The sequence below is a fragment of the Thiomonas sp. UBA7699 genome (assembly GCF_002482605.1).
Lineage (GTDB): Bacteria > Pseudomonadota > Gammaproteobacteria > Burkholderiales > Burkholderiaceae_C > Thiomonas > Thiomonas arsenitoxydans.
Genome location: NZ_DLGH01000009.1, coordinates 17,128 through 32,800, shown reverse-complemented (window position 1 = coordinate 32,800; position 15,673 = coordinate 17,128). Strand labels below are relative to the sequence as shown.

The 15,673-nt window shown below is 65.0% G+C and carries 10 protein-coding genes and 1 pseudogene; 7 read left to right on the top strand and 4 right to left on the bottom strand.

The window, feature by feature from the left end; all coding sequences use genetic code 11:
• Positions 1 to 24: 24 nt before the first annotated feature.
• From B3H47_RS03275 to B3H47_RS03265, 3 genes and pseudogenes are all read left to right on the top strand, one after another.
• Positions 25 to 675, top strand: a pseudogene (locus tag B3H47_RS03275) (glutathione S-transferase family protein); the annotation flags it as partial.
• 432 nt (positions 676 to 1,107) lie between these two features.
• Positions 1,108 to 3,114, top strand: a complete 2,007-nt coding sequence (locus B3H47_RS03270) for an ATP-dependent helicase (RefSeq protein WP_286986010.1) — start codon at positions 1,108 to 1,110, stop codon at positions 3,112 to 3,114.
• A 102-nt stretch (positions 3,115 to 3,216) separates the two neighbouring features.
• Positions 3,217 to 4,887 carry a long-chain-fatty-acid--CoA ligase gene (locus B3H47_RS03265; protein ID WP_286986009.1) on the top strand — a complete coding sequence of 557 codons (1,671 nt, stop codon included), beginning with the start codon at positions 3,217 to 3,219 and terminating at the stop codon, positions 4,885 to 4,887.
• Positions 4,888 to 4,993: 106 nt separating this feature from the next.
• Here the strand turns inward: B3H47_RS03265 and B3H47_RS03260 are convergent, their stop codons facing one another.
• On the bottom strand, positions 4,994 to 7,516 hold the full coding sequence (locus tag B3H47_RS03260) for a sensor domain-containing protein (RefSeq protein ID WP_286986008.1): 2,523 nt from the start codon (positions 7,514 to 7,516) through the stop codon (positions 4,994 to 4,996).
• A 279-nt stretch (positions 7,517 to 7,795) separates the two neighbouring features.
• Between B3H47_RS03260 and B3H47_RS03255 the strand changes: the two genes are divergently transcribed.
• The 3 genes from B3H47_RS03255 (at position 7,796) to B3H47_RS03245 (ending at position 12,211) form a co-directional block, all read left to right on the top strand.
• Entirely contained in the window at positions 7,796 to 8,494 is a 699-nt protein-coding gene (locus tag B3H47_RS03255) for a carboxypeptidase-like regulatory domain-containing protein (protein WP_286986007.1), read from the top strand.
• 79 nt (positions 8,495 to 8,573) lie between these two features.
• Entirely contained in the window at positions 8,574 to 9,842 is a 1,269-nt protein-coding gene (locus B3H47_RS03250) for a multifunctional CCA addition/repair protein (RefSeq protein ID WP_286986006.1), read from the top strand.
• Positions 9,843 to 9,847: 5 nt separating this feature from the next.
• Positions 9,848 to 12,211: a thioredoxin domain-containing protein gene (locus B3H47_RS03245; RefSeq protein WP_286986001.1), complete on the top strand. Its 2,364-nt coding sequence runs from the start codon at positions 9,848 to 9,850 to the stop codon at positions 12,209 to 12,211.
• 55 nt (positions 12,212 to 12,266) lie between these two features.
• Here B3H47_RS03245 and B3H47_RS03240 read toward each other — a convergent pair whose 3' ends face one another.
• Complete coding sequence (locus B3H47_RS03240) at positions 12,267 to 12,725, bottom strand: LapA family protein (RefSeq protein ID WP_286728690.1); 459 nt, start codon at positions 12,723 to 12,725, stop codon at positions 12,267 to 12,269.
• A gap of 120 nt (positions 12,726 to 12,845) precedes the next feature.
• Here B3H47_RS03240 and B3H47_RS03235 point away from each other — a divergent pair, with 120 nt between their 5' ends.
• On the top strand, positions 12,846 to 13,877 hold the full coding sequence (locus B3H47_RS03235) for an isocitrate/isopropylmalate dehydrogenase family protein (protein ID WP_286728691.1): 1,032 nt from the start codon (positions 12,846 to 12,848) through the stop codon (positions 13,875 to 13,877).
• A 33-nt stretch (positions 13,878 to 13,910) separates the two neighbouring features.
• Here the strand turns inward: B3H47_RS03235 and B3H47_RS03230 are convergent, their stop codons facing one another.
• Both B3H47_RS03230 and B3H47_RS03225 read right to left on the bottom strand, forming a co-directional pair.
• A complete protein-coding gene (locus B3H47_RS03230; RefSeq protein ID WP_286728692.1) occupies positions 13,911 to 14,351 on the bottom strand; it encodes a sulfide dehydrogenase in 441 nt (146 codons plus the stop codon).
• 15 nt (positions 14,352 to 14,366) lie between these two features.
• Entirely contained in the window at positions 14,367 to 15,644 is a 1,278-nt protein-coding gene (locus B3H47_RS03225; RefSeq protein ID WP_286728693.1) for a molybdopterin-dependent oxidoreductase, read from the bottom strand.
• Positions 15,645 to 15,673 lie beyond the last annotated feature (29 nt).

Here is a 15,673-nt window from a genome sequence, read left to right as displayed (position 1 = left end):
TTATCTCCCGCGCGAAGGACCGTCATGTTCATCCTGCACATCGGCAACAAAAATTATTCCTCCTGGTCCATGCGCCCCTGGGTGGCGATGACCGCGTTTGGCATTCCCTTCGAAGAACGCCCGCACTGGCTCGATACGCCCGAGTTTGCCGCGCAGTTGTCGCCCCTCTCGCCCGTGGCGAAGGTGCCGGTGCTCGAAGACGGCGATCTGCGCATCTGGGACTCGCTGGCCATCGGCGAATACCTGGCCGAGCGTTTTCCGGAGCTCGCACTCTGGCCGCAAGACGTCGCTGAGCGGGCGCTGGCCCGCAGTCTGTGCGCCAGCATGCACAGCGGCTTTGGCGCCTTGCGCGAGCACATGGTGATGAACATCGAGGCCGATCTGCCGGGCCGGGGCTGGAACCCGGCCGTGCAGCGCGACATCGACCAGATCCTGCGCATGTGGCAAGGCGCGCTGCAGACCAGCGGCGGCCCCTTCCTCTTCGGCGCATTCGGCCTGGTCGATGCGTTCTACGCCCCGGTCTGCATGCGTTTTGTCACCTACCGCCCCACGCTGCCGGACTGGGCCTGGCGTTATGTGCAAACCGTTGCCGCCCTTCCGGCGGTGGCCAAGTGGATGACGCAAGCCAGGGCCGAGGGGGTTTTCTTGCCCGCGGATGAGCCTTACCGGGCGCAAGGGGCACTGGCCAGTGAGAGTCATGCGGCTTCTCCCATAGCCTGCTTTGATGCGCAGGTTCCGTATTTCGCTGTGATTTTTTCATCCCTTCGGTCCGCGGACGACGCTGGCTATGAGGCCATGTCACGGCGCATGGCCGAATTGGCGCCCCAACAAGCGGGCTACCTTGGGATCGAGAGCGTCCGGCGCGCAGACGGCTTTGGCATCACCGTGTCTTATTGGTCGTCCCTAGATGCGGTGGCCCGCTGGAAACAACAGGTCGAACACCTTGGCGCGCAAGACCTGGGCAAGGCCAAGTGGTATGTCGACTATGCAGTCCGCGTCGCCCGAGTTGAGCGTTCCTACGCCAAGGTGAAGGTTGACCGGGCCGTGGTTTGATTCGCGCTGCGGTGCGGGTCTTACACTCCACCGCTTTGCGTCTTCAACTGCCTCATGCTCAACGCTGCCCAGGAACGTGCCGTCGCCCATCTTTCCGGGCCTTGCCTCGTCATCGCCGGGGCGGGCAGCGGTAAGACGCGGGTCATTACGCACAAGATCGGGCGGTTGCTGCGCGCTGGGCTTGAGCCCGATCAGATCGCGGCCATCACCTTCACCAACAAGGCGGCAGCCGAAATGCGCGAGCGTGCGGCGCAACTGGTGGACAAGCGCGGCGTGGCCAGCAAGCTCGCCATCTCCACCTTCCACGCTTTGGGCGTGCGCATGTTGCGCGAAAGCGGGCAGGCGCTGGGGTTGAAGCCCAAGTTCTCCATCCTCGCCGCCGACGACGTCACCGGCCTGTTGCGCGATGCCGGCGCCACCACCGATAACGCCCAGGCGCGGCGCTGGCAGTGGACCATCAGCCTGTGGAAAAACGCCATGCTCACGCCCGAAGCGGCGGCGCGCGTGGCAGAGAACGACGACGAGCGCGTGGCGGCCAAGGTGTACGCGCGTTATGCCGACATGCTGCAGGCCTATCAGGCGGTCGATTTCGACGACCTGATCTGGCTGCCCGTCACCCTGTTGCAGCAGCATGCCGACGTGCGCGAGCACTGGCAGAGCAAGTTGCGTTATTTGCTGGTGGACGAATACCAGGACACCAACGCCGCGCAGTACGACCTGCTGCGTCTGCTGGTGGGCGACAAAGGGCGATTTACCGCAGTGGGCGACGACGACCAGAGCATCTACGGCTGGCGCGGCGCCACGCTGGACAATCTGCGCCGCCTGCAGACCGACTGGCCCACGCTTGAAGTCATCAAGCTGGAGCAGAACTACCGCTCGACCAACGCCATTCTGCGCGCGGCCAACGCCATCATTCAGAGCAACCCCAAGCTCTACCCCAAGAGTTTGTGGAGCGAGCATGGCGAGGGCGAGGCGGTGGAGGTGCGCGCCGCGCAGAATGAAGACGAAGAGGCGCAGATGGTGGCCGCGCGCATCCAGGCGCTGCGCAGCGGGCGCAATGCCGAACTGGCGCACATCGCCGTGCTCTACCGCGCCAATCACCAGTCGCGTCCGCTGGAGCAGGCGCTGCGCCGCGCCAACATTCCCTATGTGGTCAGCGGCGGGCAGAGCTTTTTCGACCGGGCCGAGATCAAGGACGTCTGCGCCTATCTGCGGCTGCTGGCCAATCCCGACGACGATCCCGCCTTTCTGCGCGCCGTTACCACGCCGCGCCGGGGCGTCGGGCCGCAAACCCTGGCGGCGCTGAGCACCTTCGCCGGGCAATGGAAGGTGTCGATGTTCGAGGCGCTGTTCCGCGATTCCATGCCCGCCGCGGTGGGCGCGCGCCCGGCCGATCATCTGCGCGAGTTTGGCCGTCTGCTGCACGACATCGAGTGGCGCGCCCGCACCGCGCCGGCCGGCGAGTTGCTGCGCGAGATGCTCGAGACCATCGGCTTTCGCGCCTGGCTGGAAGAGCACAGCGACAACCCGCGCGAGGCCGAGCAGCGCTGGAAGAACGTGGACGACTTTTGCGGCTGGATCGAGCGCAAGGCCGAAGAAGACAAGGTCGGCCTCACCCAGATCGCGCAGACCATCTCCCTCATCACCCAACTGCAGGAGCGCGGCGACCAGCGCGACGCCGTGACCCTGTGCACCCTGCACGCCGCCAAGGGGCTGGAGTGGCCGCATGTGGTGCTGGCCGGCTGCGAGGAAGGTCTGCTGCCGTTTTTCACCGACGACCGGCCGCTGACCGACTCTACGCTGGAAGAAGAACGCCGCCTGATGTATGTAGGCGTGACCCGCGCGCGCCAGACCCTGGTGCTGAGTTGGTGCCAGAAACGCAAGCAGGGGCGCGGCGCAGCGGGGCGCAGCCCCAGCCGCTTCATCGGGGAAATGCAGACCGGGCAGCCCAAGACCAGCAACAAGGACGCCGCGATGGCGCGCATCGCCGCCCTGCGCAGCCGACTGGGCGCGGCGGCGGCCGAGCAAAGCGCTGCTGCTGCTGCTGAAGCGAAACCGTGAACACACCCTAGCCGAATTGCCCCGAATCGGCTATGTTCTGGAAATCGAACGGGCGTGCTTTTTCCCGTTGCGCTGCATTCAAAACAAAGCAGGAGACAGTTCATGGAGCGGATCTGGCTGGCGAACTATCCCGCAGGCGTGCCTGCGGACATCGACCCGGACATTTTTTCCAATGTTGGAGCGCTGCTGGGGCGCAGCTTCAAGGCCTACGCCGAGCGCCCCGCCTACGCCTTCATGGGGCACAAGACGACTTACGCGCAGTGGGAGGCGCAAAGCACCGCGTTGGCGGCTTATCTGCAATCGCTGGGGCTGAACCAGGGCGACCGCGTAGCGATCATGATGCCCAATGTGCCGCAATATCCGGTGGCGGTCGCCGCCGCGCTGCGCGCCGGGCTGGTGGTGGTCAACGTCAACCCGCTTTACACCCCGCGCGAACTCGAACACCAGCTCAAGGACAGCGGGGCGGTGGCCATCGTCATCCTCGAAAACTTCGCCCATACCCTGCAGCAGGTCATCGACCGCACCGCGGTGCGACAGGTGATCGTGGCGAATATGGGCGAAACCCTGGGTTTTCCGCTGGGCGCCATCGTCAACTATGTAGTGCGGCACAAAAAGCGGCTGGTGCCGCGCTGGTCGCTGCCGGGCCATGTGGCCTGGAAGGCGGCGCTCGGTCAAGGGTCTGGCCTGACCTTCAGTCCGCCGCAGGTGGGGGCGGAAGACGTGGCCCTGCTGCAATACACCGGCGGCACCACCGGCGTGGCCAAGGGCGCCACGCTCACTCACCGCAATATCGTCGCCAACATCGTGCAGTCCGCCGCCTGGTATGCCCCGGCGCTGGGCAAGCTGCCTGCAGGCAAGCAGCTCAATACCATTTGCGCGCTGCCGCTCTATCACATCTTCGCCTTCACCGTGATCATGATGCTCAGCGCGCAGGAGGGTGGCATGATGATTCTCATCCCCAACCCGCGCGACCTGCCAGCGACGCTCAAGGAACTGGCGAAGTACGAGGTGCACTCTTTCCCGGCGGTGAACACGTTGTTCAACGGACTGCTCAACCACCCGGACTTCGACACGGTGAACTGGAAGGCGTTGAAAATGTGCCTGGGCGGCGGCATGGCCGTGCAGGAGGCCGTGGCCAAGCGCTGGCTGGAGCGCACCGGCTGCCCCATTTGTGAAGGCTACGGCCTGTCTGAAACCTCGCCCTCGGCCATCTGCAACCCCACCGATACCGACCGCTACAGCGGCACCATCGGTATGCCGATTCCGTCCACCGAGTTGCAACTGGTGGACGACAACGGCCGCGAAGTGGCGCCCGGCCTGCCCGGTGAAATCGCCTTGCGCGGGCCGCAGGTGATGCGCGGCTACTGGAACCGCCCGGAAGAATCCGCCAGCACCTTTACCGCCGACGGCTTTTTACGCACCGGCGATATCGGCGAGATCGATGCGCGGGGCTTCGTGAAAATCATCGACCGTAAGAAAGACATGATTCTGGTGTCGGGCTTCAACGTCTATCCCAACGAGATCGAGGGCGTGGCGGTGATGCATCCCGGCGTGCTCGAAGCCGCCGCGGTAGGCGTGCCTGACGCGAATTCCGGCGAGGCGGTCAAGCTGTTCGTGGTGAAAAAAGATCCGGCGCTGACTGAAGCGCAACTGCGCGACTTCCTGCACGAGCAACTCACCGGCTACAAGCGGCCCAAGTTCATCGAGTTCCGCGGCGAACTGCCCAAGACGCCGGTCGGCAAGATTCTGCGGCGAGAGCTGCGTCCGGAGTAGGAGCCCCCACGCTTCGGCTTCGCCTGCGCTGCCCCCCAAGGGGGTTGCCGCCGCCTTGCGGCGGCCCTGCGGCGGCGGCGTGTTCCTGTCCTGGGTGTGGCGGGCGTCAGTGGGTTTGCTGGGTGCGCAGGTCGCGCAGCAGGTTCAGGGTCTGCTGCAGATTGAGGGCGCGGGAGAATACCCAGCCCTGAATCATCGGGCAGCCCGCGCGCTCCATCCACAGCAGGTCGGCGACGGTTTCCACGCCCTCGGCCACCGCTTCCAGGTTGAGGGTCTTGGCCATGGTGAGGGTGGCGCGGGCGATGGCGGCTTTAAAGCGGTCGGTGCTCACGCCCGAGGCAATGGCGCGGTCGATCTTGATCTGCGACACCGGCAGGCGGGTGAGATAGCCGAGGTTGGAATAGCCCACGCCGAAGTCGTCGAGCGAGAGCTGCACGCCCATCTGGCGGAATTGCTCGAACACCGCGAGCAGGTCGGGGTTGTGCTCGATTTCCACGTTTTCGGTGAGTTCGAGTACCAGCTTGTCGCGTGGCACGTCGAAACTGGCCGCCATGTCGAAGATGCAGGACACGCAGGCGTTCACATGCAGTTGTCGCGGCGACACGTTGTAGGCCATGGTGCCTGTGAAGCCTTGTTCCTTGCGCAGGCGCGCGAAGCCCTCCAAGGCGACGGACATCATCACCGGGCCGAAGCTGTCGAGCAGGCCGCAGTCGGCCAGGATGGTGATGAACTCGTCGGGCTGCACGCGCTCGCCGTTGCCGCGCGTCCAACGCGCCAGAGCCTCGACCCCAGCGATCTCGTAGGCGCTGCGCAGGATCTCCAGCGTGGCGGAGTCGTCGTGCAGCAGCACGTTTTGCTTGCGTGACCAAATGGGCTGGAAATGCACCTCGAAGCGCCGGTTGGCAATGGCTGCGCGCAGCTCTTCTTCCAGTTGCGAGCGGCGTTCGATGCGCGACTGCAACGCCACCGAGAACGACTCGACGCGATTGCGCCCCAGCATCTTGGACTCATGCATCGCCGCATCCGCGCGGCCCAGCAGTTCGGCCGTGGTGCGGCCGTGCTGCGGGAACACCGCTACCCCGATGCTCGCGGTGGTCTGCAGGGTGCGCTCGGCATGGTGCATGGGCTCGGCGAGCGACTGCTGCACCAGCATGGCCATGCGCAGGGCCTGCGCGGCATCATGCGCGTCGCGGGCCAGGATGAGGAATTCGTCGCCGCCAAAGCGCGCGGCGGTGTTGTTGGGCCGGGCGAGCTGCACCAGGCGCTGGGCGGTTTCCACCAGGACCTTGTCGCCGACGGCGTGGCCCAGCGCGTCGTTGATCAGCTTGAAACGGTCGAGGTCGATGAATAGCACCGCGAAGCTCTGCCCCGGCGGGGTGACGGCAATAGCGTCTTCCACATGCTTTTCAAACAGGGTGCGGTTGGCCAGGCCGGTGAGCGTATCGCGATAGGCGGCGAGTTCGAGTTTTTCTTCGGCTTGGTGCGCCTTGGTGACGTCGCGCACCACGCCGCGGTAACCCTGAAACAGACCGAGATGGTCGATCATCGGCGAGGCGTCGATCCGCCACCACAGCAAGGCCTGATCCGGCCCGAGGCGGAATGGCACGATGAGATCGCGCACCTCTTCATGTTCTTCCATGAGAAAGCGCAGTTGCGCCCATTCCGGTGAAAACTCCTGCCCCGGATAGAGCGAATTGAGGTTGTGCCCCACCAGATTGAGCGTTGCCAGCGGAGACTCGCTAACGCGGCGCGAGCTGCGGGTGATGTAGATCAGGACATCGTTGGGGTCGGACTCCCAGAACCACTCGCTCGACAACTCCGCCAGCATGCGAAAGCGGCTCTCGCTGCGCTGCAGCCGGGTCTGCGTTTGCCGCAACTCGGTGATATCCCAGGTCAGGCCGAAGATGCGCGTGGCGACGCCACCGGGCCCGCGCTCGCGCACCATGCCGTGGTTCATGGTGGTCACTGTGCTGCCGTCCACTCGGATGAAGCGGGTCTCGACCGTCTGCACAAAACCATCGGGGGCACTGATGCGCGCAATCGCCTGTTCCAGCGCGGGCAGATCGGCTGGCGCCACATGGCCCATCCATTCCGGAATGGTGAAGGTCTTGGGCTCATGCCGGTGCGCCTCGTCGAGCCAGTTCTGCTCGGCGTGCAATTGCCCGGTCTGCAGATCGAGTTCCCAGACCGTCAGTCCCGGACTGGTGCGCAGCAGGTCGAGCGAGGTGTCGCTGGCATGCAGTCGGGTGGTGTCCTGCATGAAGCAGAAATAGCCGAGTACCGCGCCTTGTTCACCTGGCGGAAAAGGCACCAGCCGCACCCGCAGCCATCTTTTCGCCTGGCGTCCTGCGTGATGCCCCTGGCGTTCGTATTGCGCGATCTCGCCGCGCAGCACGGCGGCAATGTGTGGCGTGATGGTGACCAGCGTTTCATGCGGAACCAAGGCATCCAGCGACTTGCCCAGCAGTTCCGCCGGGGTCTTGCCCAGCCAGTTCGCATACGCCGTATTGCAATACAACAAGTGGCTGTGCGCATCGAAACAAGCGGCCATCAGCGGCAAATGCTCCGCCCACTGTGCAATGTCCTCGCACCAAGAGTCGGCAACTCGCGCTTGTGTTTCTTGCCCCATATGCCGGGATGTTCCTGCAGAAAAATGAAGAGGAACGGTCACTATTCAATACGAATTTCGATGACCGGGCTCATATCGCTGTTTGTCGTTGTTTGCGACTTTGTAAAGTCTAAGCGAAGCAGCGTAGCAGCGGTAAGCTGCGGAGGATTTGGCGAAATGTGTCAATTTTTGAAACGCCGGAAAAATTGGCTGTTCGAAAGTTGGACAATTTCATCCACATCGCCGCCAAGCAGGAGGGTTGGGCGATTCAGTTCATTGAAAAACATAATCGGAGGGGGTATGAAAAACGTGATGTGGAACTACCGGCATGTAGCCGTGTTGGGCTTGGTGGCGCTTCTGGCGGGGTGTGGCGGGGGTGGGGGTGGAGGAACAGCACCTGCGACCTGCACGGCGGATTGTGTCTCAGGCAAGGTGACAAACAGTTCTGGAGGTGGCGTCTCCGATGTCTACGTCACGGCGACCAACCCAGCAACTGGACAGGTTTGTTCCACTTCTCCCAACAAAACGAGCAGTGATGGCAGTTATGTGTTGTCGACCACGGCTTGTGGAAACAATGCCGTAGTCATTACGGCGCCAATCGGCAGCGACACTGTTGTGAATAGCTGGAATCCCGATCAGCCCAGCACGGGGGTGAATCTCAATCCTGGTACGACGTCCTCGTTAGCAGCCTTTGCTGGTACTTGGACGGCAAGCTACTCATCTTCGTTGCCGTCAGGCGGTGATTCTGGTAGTTGCACGGTAGTCGTCAATCAATCAGGAGTGATCGACGCAACCCAAAATGTGAACAACTGCACTTCCAACTTGTACGGGTCTTTCACCTTGACCGGAGCCTTGAATGATCAAGGGCAGTTTATGGGCAACACGAGCACAGGTGCCACGTATATCGGTCAGTTCGATGCGACTAACAAGTCAGCAAATGGCAAATGGCAGAACAGCGGCAATACGGACAATGGGCCGTGGCTAGCCTCGTTGCCGTGAGCACAAAGTGACTTGAATGGAAACAGGCCGCCTCGGGCGGCCTGTTTCCATTTGGCAGCGGGCTTTTACACTGACCGGCATGACTTCTTCTGTCGTTCATCCTCCCGGTCGTTCCTTTGTCGTCGGCGGTGCGGTGCGTGATGCCTTGCTGGGGCGTCCGCATGGCGACCGCGACTGGGTGGTGGTGGGGGCGACGCCGCAGCAGATGATCGATGCTGGGTTTCTGCCGGTGGGGCGCGACTTTCCGGTGTTTCTTCATCCGCAAACCCACGAGGAATACGCCCTGGCGCGCACCGAGCGCAAGACGGCGCCGGGCTATCGGGGATTTGTCGTGCAGGCGGCGCCCGAGGTCACGCTGGAGGAAGATTTGTTGCGCCGCGACCTCACCATCAACGCCATGGCGCGCGCGGCGGATGGCACGCTTATCGACCCCTACGGCGGCTGGCGCGATCTGCAGGCGCGGGTGTTGCGGCATGTCTCGGCGGCGTTTGCGGAAGACCCGGTGCGCATTCTGCGGCTGGCGCGGTTCGCGGCGCGCTTCGGCGATTTTTCCGTCGCCCCCGAGACCATGGACTTGATGCGCCACATGGTGCATGCGGGCGAGGTGGATGCGCTGGTCCCCGAGCGGGTGTGGCAGGAACTGGCGCGCGGCCTGATGGAGCCGCAGCCGCAGCGCCTGTTCGCGGTGCTGCGCGATTGCGGCGCGCTCGCGCGGTTGCTGCCGGAGCTAGACCGGCTGTGGGGCGTGCCGCAGCGGGCCGACTATCACCCCGAGATCGATACCGGGGTGCACGTCATGCTGGTGTTGCAGGCGGCAGTTGCACTCGACGCCCCGCTGGCAGTGCGCTGGGCCTGTCTGATGCACGATCTGGGCAAGGGTACGACCCCGAAGGACGTGCTGCCGCGCCATATCGGACACGAGCAGCGCAGCGTGGCGCTGGCGGCCGAGGTGGCGCGGAGACTGCGCGTGCCGACCGACTGCGCCGAGCTGGCCGCCGTGGTGGCCGCCGAGCACGGCAATATTCACCGCTGTCTGGGCTTGAGCGCCGAGGCCACGTTGCGTCTGCTGCAGCGCTGCGATGCCTTGCGCCGACCGGAACGATTCGCGCAGGCGCTGCTGGCCTGCGAAGCCGATCATCGCGGACGCGGCGGCGACTTTCCGCAGCAACCGTATCCGCAACGCGCGCGCCTGCTGGCCGCACTGGATTCGGCGCAGGGCGTGGACGCGGGGGCGATTGCGCAGCAAGTGACGCAATCCGGCGGCAAGGCCACGGCGATTGCGCAGGCGGTGCAGGCCGCACGCGAGCAGGCTGTGGCGCTGCGACTGCCACCCCTCATGGCAGGCTGAACGCGATGGTGTCGCAGCATCACCCATCGGGCCGCATGGGCTGGATCGCGTGGTTGCGCGGTGCGGCGCTTTGCTTCCTTTTCGCCGGGGGCGTGGCCGCGCAGGCGGCGTCGCCGCGCACCAATCATCTAGCGGATTCGCACGATCCTTACCTGCTGGAGCATGCCCATGACCCGGTGGACTGGTACCCGTGGGGGCCGCAGGCGCTGGACAAGGCACGGCGCGAGAACAAGCCCATCTATCTCTCCATCGGTTACTCCGCCTGCTACTGGTGCCATGTGGCGCAGCGCGAGCTTTACCGCAACCCGCAGATCGCCGCGTTGATGAACCGCTGGTTCGTCAACGTGCTGGTCGACCGCGAACAGCGGCCCGACATCGACCACATCTACATGCTAGCGCGGCAAATCATGACGCGCGACAGCGGCTGGCCGAACAACGTTTTCCTCACCCCCGATCTGCAGCCGTTCTACATCGGCAGCTACTTCCCGCCCAAGGCCACGGCGCAGCAGGAGGGCTTTCCCACCCTGCTCGCGACCTTGCACAAGAACTGGACGCAGCATCCGGCCGAGGTCAAGCGCATCGCCGCGCAGATCGCGCAGGCCATGCAAGCTGCGGCCATTGCGGGCGATGCCTCGGCGCCGAGCGACCCTGCGGCCTGGACGCAGACCGCGCAGACCGAGGCGCTTCACCGCTTCGACGCCCTCGACGGCGGTTTCGCCTCAGCCACTTCTGCCGCGCGTTTTCCGCAGCCGCCGCTGCTGGCCTGGATGTTGGCGCGTGGCGGCGCGGGCGAGCCGAAAGCGACGCATGCCGCGGTGTTCACGCTGCAGGCTATGGCGCAGGGCGGGCTGATGGATCAGCTCGGCGGCGGTTTTCGCCGCTACGCCGTCGATCCCGGCTGGTCGGTGCCGCATTTCGAGATGATGCTGTCGGACAACGCGCAACTGCTCTCGGTCTATACGCGGGCCTACGCGCAGACCCGGCTGCCCGACCTGCGCTGGACGGCGCAGCGCACTGCAGGCTTTTTGTTGCGCGATCTGCGCCTGCCCCAGGGCGTGTTCGCCACGGCCATCGCCGCCGAAACCGGCGGGGTGGAAGGCGCCACCGATCTGTGGACGACGGCCCAGATCGACGGCGTGCTCGGCCCGCAGCAGGCGCAGGCGTGGTTTGCGCTCTATGCGCTGACGCCCGTGCACCCGGGAAGCGAATCAGGCTTGCTGCGCCAGCGGCGCGACGTGGCCGAGCACCTGCTGCGGCAGGGGCTGTGGGTCGCGCGGCTGGAACAACTCGCGCCTCAGCGCCGCGCCCTGCTCGCCGCGCGCAACCATCGCCCGCAGCCGCGGCGCGATGACAAGATCGTCACCGCCGACAACGCGATGGCCATCCGCGCGCTGGCTCAGGCGGGCATGGTGCTGGACGACCGCGCGCTAACTGAGGCCGCCGTGCGCGCGGCCGACTGGGAGTGGCAGCACGCCTGGAACCCGCATCAGCGTCTGCTGGTGCATCAATGGGCGGGCGGGCACGTCGGCAATCCCGGTTTTCTCGACGATTACGCCGAGCTTGCCCGCGCCTATCTCACCCTGGCCAGCGTGCAGCACGATGCGCGCTGGAGCCAGCGCGCCAGCGATCTGGCCGCGGCCATGCTGCAGCGGTTTGCCGCGCCTGATGGCAGCCTGCGCTCGGCGCCGACATCCGATGCCTTGCCCTTCCCCACGCCCTTGCAGGGCGATGTGCATCGGCCTTCGGGGCAGAGCGCGGCCATTGCCGCGCTGCTTGAATTGGCGCAGCGCACCGGGCAGGCGCATTGGGCTGATGCGGCGCGCCGCGCGCTGCGGCCTTTGGCGCTGCAAGTGCAGGCGCGCCCGCTCGATTGGCCCGATCTGCTGCAGACGCTCGACAGCGCCGCGGGGCGCGCGGTCTGGGCGGTACCGTCGGCCAATGCCGAAACTCGGCCTGCAGATTGCGTCGGTCTGCCCCAAGGCGCATGTTCCTCCGACCGTGTGCAGGTGAAATGGTCGGCGAGCGACCGGCTGCAATTGCACATCGCACCGGGGTTTCACATCAACGCGAACCCGGCTTCCGAGCCGAATTTGATCGCTACCACCGTGCTGGCCGGTGGCCAGCCGCTGCCGGGGGTGCGCTATCCGCCTCCGCTGCTGTTTCGTCCGGCTTTCGCCCCTCAGGGCATCGCGGTGTGGGAAGGGCGGGTGACGCTGGATCTACCCGCCCTGTCGCCCGCTCAGCGTGCCGCGCTGGCGCTGCGGGTGCAGGCCTGTAATGCCACAACCTGTCTGGCGCCTAGCGTGATGCCAATCTCCGCGCCGACATCCTCCCCACCCCAGCCCTCCCCACAAATGGGGAGGGAGTAGCGCGCCTGTTTTTACTCCTCCTCCACGCAGTGGGGGAGGTTGGGAGGGGGAGTGTTCACCCCATCAGCCGCGGCGTGCCCGTGCATTGCAGGCGGTCGTCGATTTCGCCCAGAGCGGCGCTGAGGCCGTTGGCATTGGCCTCGATGGCGCTGCGCAATTCGCGGTCGAGTTGGTCGATGCGCGCGATCAGCTTGTCCATGTCGGTGCTGTGCAACTGGCGCAACTCGTCGAAGCGCGAGGCTTCGGCCTTGTCGGCCAGTTCGCGCTGGGCCTTGAGCTCCTTGGCGACGCGGCGCGATTCGCTCATCATCGCGGCTTGCAGCACGACGATGTAGATCAGGAACACCGCCGCCAGCGCCACGATGAGCCCGAGCATGATCAGCCCCAGCGGCGCCTTCGCCGTGGTGAAGCCCAGCGATAGTTCGGTGTGCGCCATCAGCACGCTCCAGTTCAGTGCGGAAAAGATGGCGATGAGCACGATCACCAGGATGACTAGGCCGCTGCGCAAATTCATGTTCGCTCCCTTGTTGTCGAATGCGTTCGCTACAGTTTAGGGTCTACACCCGCCCTAGCAATCATGCGTTGCGGCACGCACCTTGCTTGCTGAATCAGCGCCCCATCAACGGAGACTTCGATGACCCCCAGCATTCCCGCCACCCTGATCGCCGGAGACGGCATCGGCCCCGAAATCATGGAGGCCACCCTGGCCGTGCTCGACGCGCTGGGCGATCCCTTCGACTGGGACGCGCAGGTGGCGGGCCTGGGCGGGGTGAAGACCGCGGGCGACCCGCTGCCCGCGGCCACGCTGGCCAGCATCCGCACCACGCGGCTGGCGCTCAAGGGGCCGCTGGAAACGCCCTCGGGCGGCGGCTATCGCTCCAGCAATGTGCGCCTGCGCGAGGCATTCAAGCTCTTCGCCAATATGCGCCCGACCAAGACGTTGATTCCCGGCGGGCGCTATGACAACATCGATCTGCTGGTGTTTCGTGAGAACGTCGAAGGCCTGTATATGGGCTATGAACACTACATCCCGATCGACGGCGATCCGCACGCCGTGGCCATCGCCACCGGGGTGAACACGCGGCAGGGCGCGCGCAACATCCTCGACTACACCTTCCGCACCGCGATCGCCCTGGGGCGCAAAAAGGTGACCGTGGTGCACAAGGCCAACATTATGAAGGCGCTCACCGGCATCTTTCTAGAAACGGCCTACATGCTGCACAAGGAGAAGTACGCCGACCAGATCGCGCTCGACGACGTGATCGTCGATGCCTGCTGCATGAAGCTGGTGATCAACCCGTGGCAGTTCGACACCCTGGTGACCACCAATCTGTTCGGCGACATTTTGTCGGATCTGGCCGCAGGGCTGGTGGGTGGACTGGGCATGGCGCCCGGCGCCAACATCGGGGAAGATGCAGCCATTTTCGAGGCGGTGCATGGCTCGGCGCCTGACATCGCGGGCAAGGGCATCGCCAACCCCATCGCATTGATGCTGGCCGCTGCCCTCATGCTCGACCATGTCGATCTGCACGACAAAGCCAACCGCCTGCGACAGGCGATCTCCGACACGCTGAATGTGGACCACATCCGCACCGGCGATCTGGGCGGGCGGGCCAATACCCAGCGCTTTACCGACGCCATCGTCAGCCGCATCAAGAACGGTTGACGACGCGCGGTAACGCGCAGATCAACTGCACTTTCACTCCTTGCGGGTGTCTGGCGTGTAGTGCGTCTGCAGGTAGGTGATGATCTCCTTGGCCGTCGCTTCCTGGATGGGTGCGCCGAAAGCCTTGATCATCTTGTGCACCTCGGCTTCCCACGTCGCCGCAGGCAGCGGGGGCTGCTGGGTGATGTAGGTCACGCTGTGGCACATGCTGCAGTTGCCCAGCGTGGCATCGCGCCCGGGACCTGCGGCTAGCTCGGCGGTGTAAGTGGGCCACTTGCCGACGCGATACACCGCACCGTTGCCCGGCTGCACGCGCGCGGGCTGCAGTTCCGAGCCCAGTGGCCCTCCGGCATAGTCGCCGGCACTCAACAGCCCGGGGCGCGGGGTTTCGGCTAATGCCGATGGCAGGGACAGCGTCAACAGCGCCAGCCCAGCGGCGGCAGCGAGGGTGAGCAGGTTGAGGGTTTTTTGCATGATCTTCTCTCCCGATCAGGCGCCGAGCACGAGCACTTGCTGGCGCTCGATCTTGTTCCACAGATAGCCGCCGGGGTTCCACACCCCAGTATCGGGCTGCACATGTCCGCCGGTGTCGGTGGCGCGCACCGCCAGCGTCTGCAAGCCGGGTAGTTCGGGCTTCCATGCCAGTTCAAACTCGCGGAAGGAATAGCGGCCTAGATCGCGTCCGAGCTTGGCCGCCTTCCAGGTCTGGCCGCCGTCGGTCGACACCTCGACCTTGCGGATACCGCCCATGCCGCTGAAGGCGATGCCGCGGATCACCGTGGGCAGGCCGTGTACCACGGGCGCGCTGTCGTCCGGGTCGATGATGAAGGAGCGCACCGGCATGTTCACATGACCGATGGGCACCAGCTTGACCTTGCCCGCTTTGAGTTCTTCCGGCGTGGTGCTGCCGTTGGGGGTGTCCGGAATCTGATAGGCCGGGTACATCCAGAAGTTGGTGTCCGGCGTGGTGAGCGCGCGGATGTGGGTGAGGTGCTTGGTCCAGTACGTGGCGAACTTGCCCGGCATGACCAGCCGCACCGGAAAGCCGTTGAGCATGGGCAGCGGCTCGCCGTTCATGGCGTAGGCGATGACCGCCTCGTCAAGAATGGGCTCGTGGACGTCCCACGACTTGATGAAGCGTTGCGATCCTTTGCCCTCGGGGCCCGGTCCGTGGTCGAGACCTTCGAACTGTATCTGCACCGTGCCCTTTTCGATACCGGCGCGGGCCAGCACGTCGCGCAGGCGCACGCCCGTCCACATGGCATTGCCCATCGCGCCGTTGCCCCACTGACCTCCTGGCACGCGCGGCTGAAAGTAGCTACGAGAATTGCCCGAGCATTGGTTCACCGCGGCGATATCCACGCTGCGGAACTCGCGCAAGAGCTGATCGAAGCTCAACTGCAGCGGGCGCTTGAAGTTGCCGGTGAGCTCCAGACGCCAGGTCTTGAGGTCGATCGCGTTGGGAATATCGGGCAAGTGATAGCGCACATAGAACGCCTCGTTGGGCGTGATGGCGCTGCGGAAATAGGCGCGCGGGGTTTCGAGCTGGATCGGGCGGTCGGTCAGGCGCAGCAGCGGCGATTTCTGCGGGTAGGTCACATACGGCCCCACGCTGTTCCAGAACGGATTGGCGCCTGGTCCGGTGAAGCTTTGCAGCGGGGTTTCGGCCTGTGCCGCGACCACGGCCCAGGCCGGGCGCGCGATCAAAGCCGCGGTGCTCGCGGCGGCCAGCGTCAGCCACTCGCGACGATGCAAGGTGCGATCCATCAAGTTCTCCTCGGGTTGGGCCATCGCGC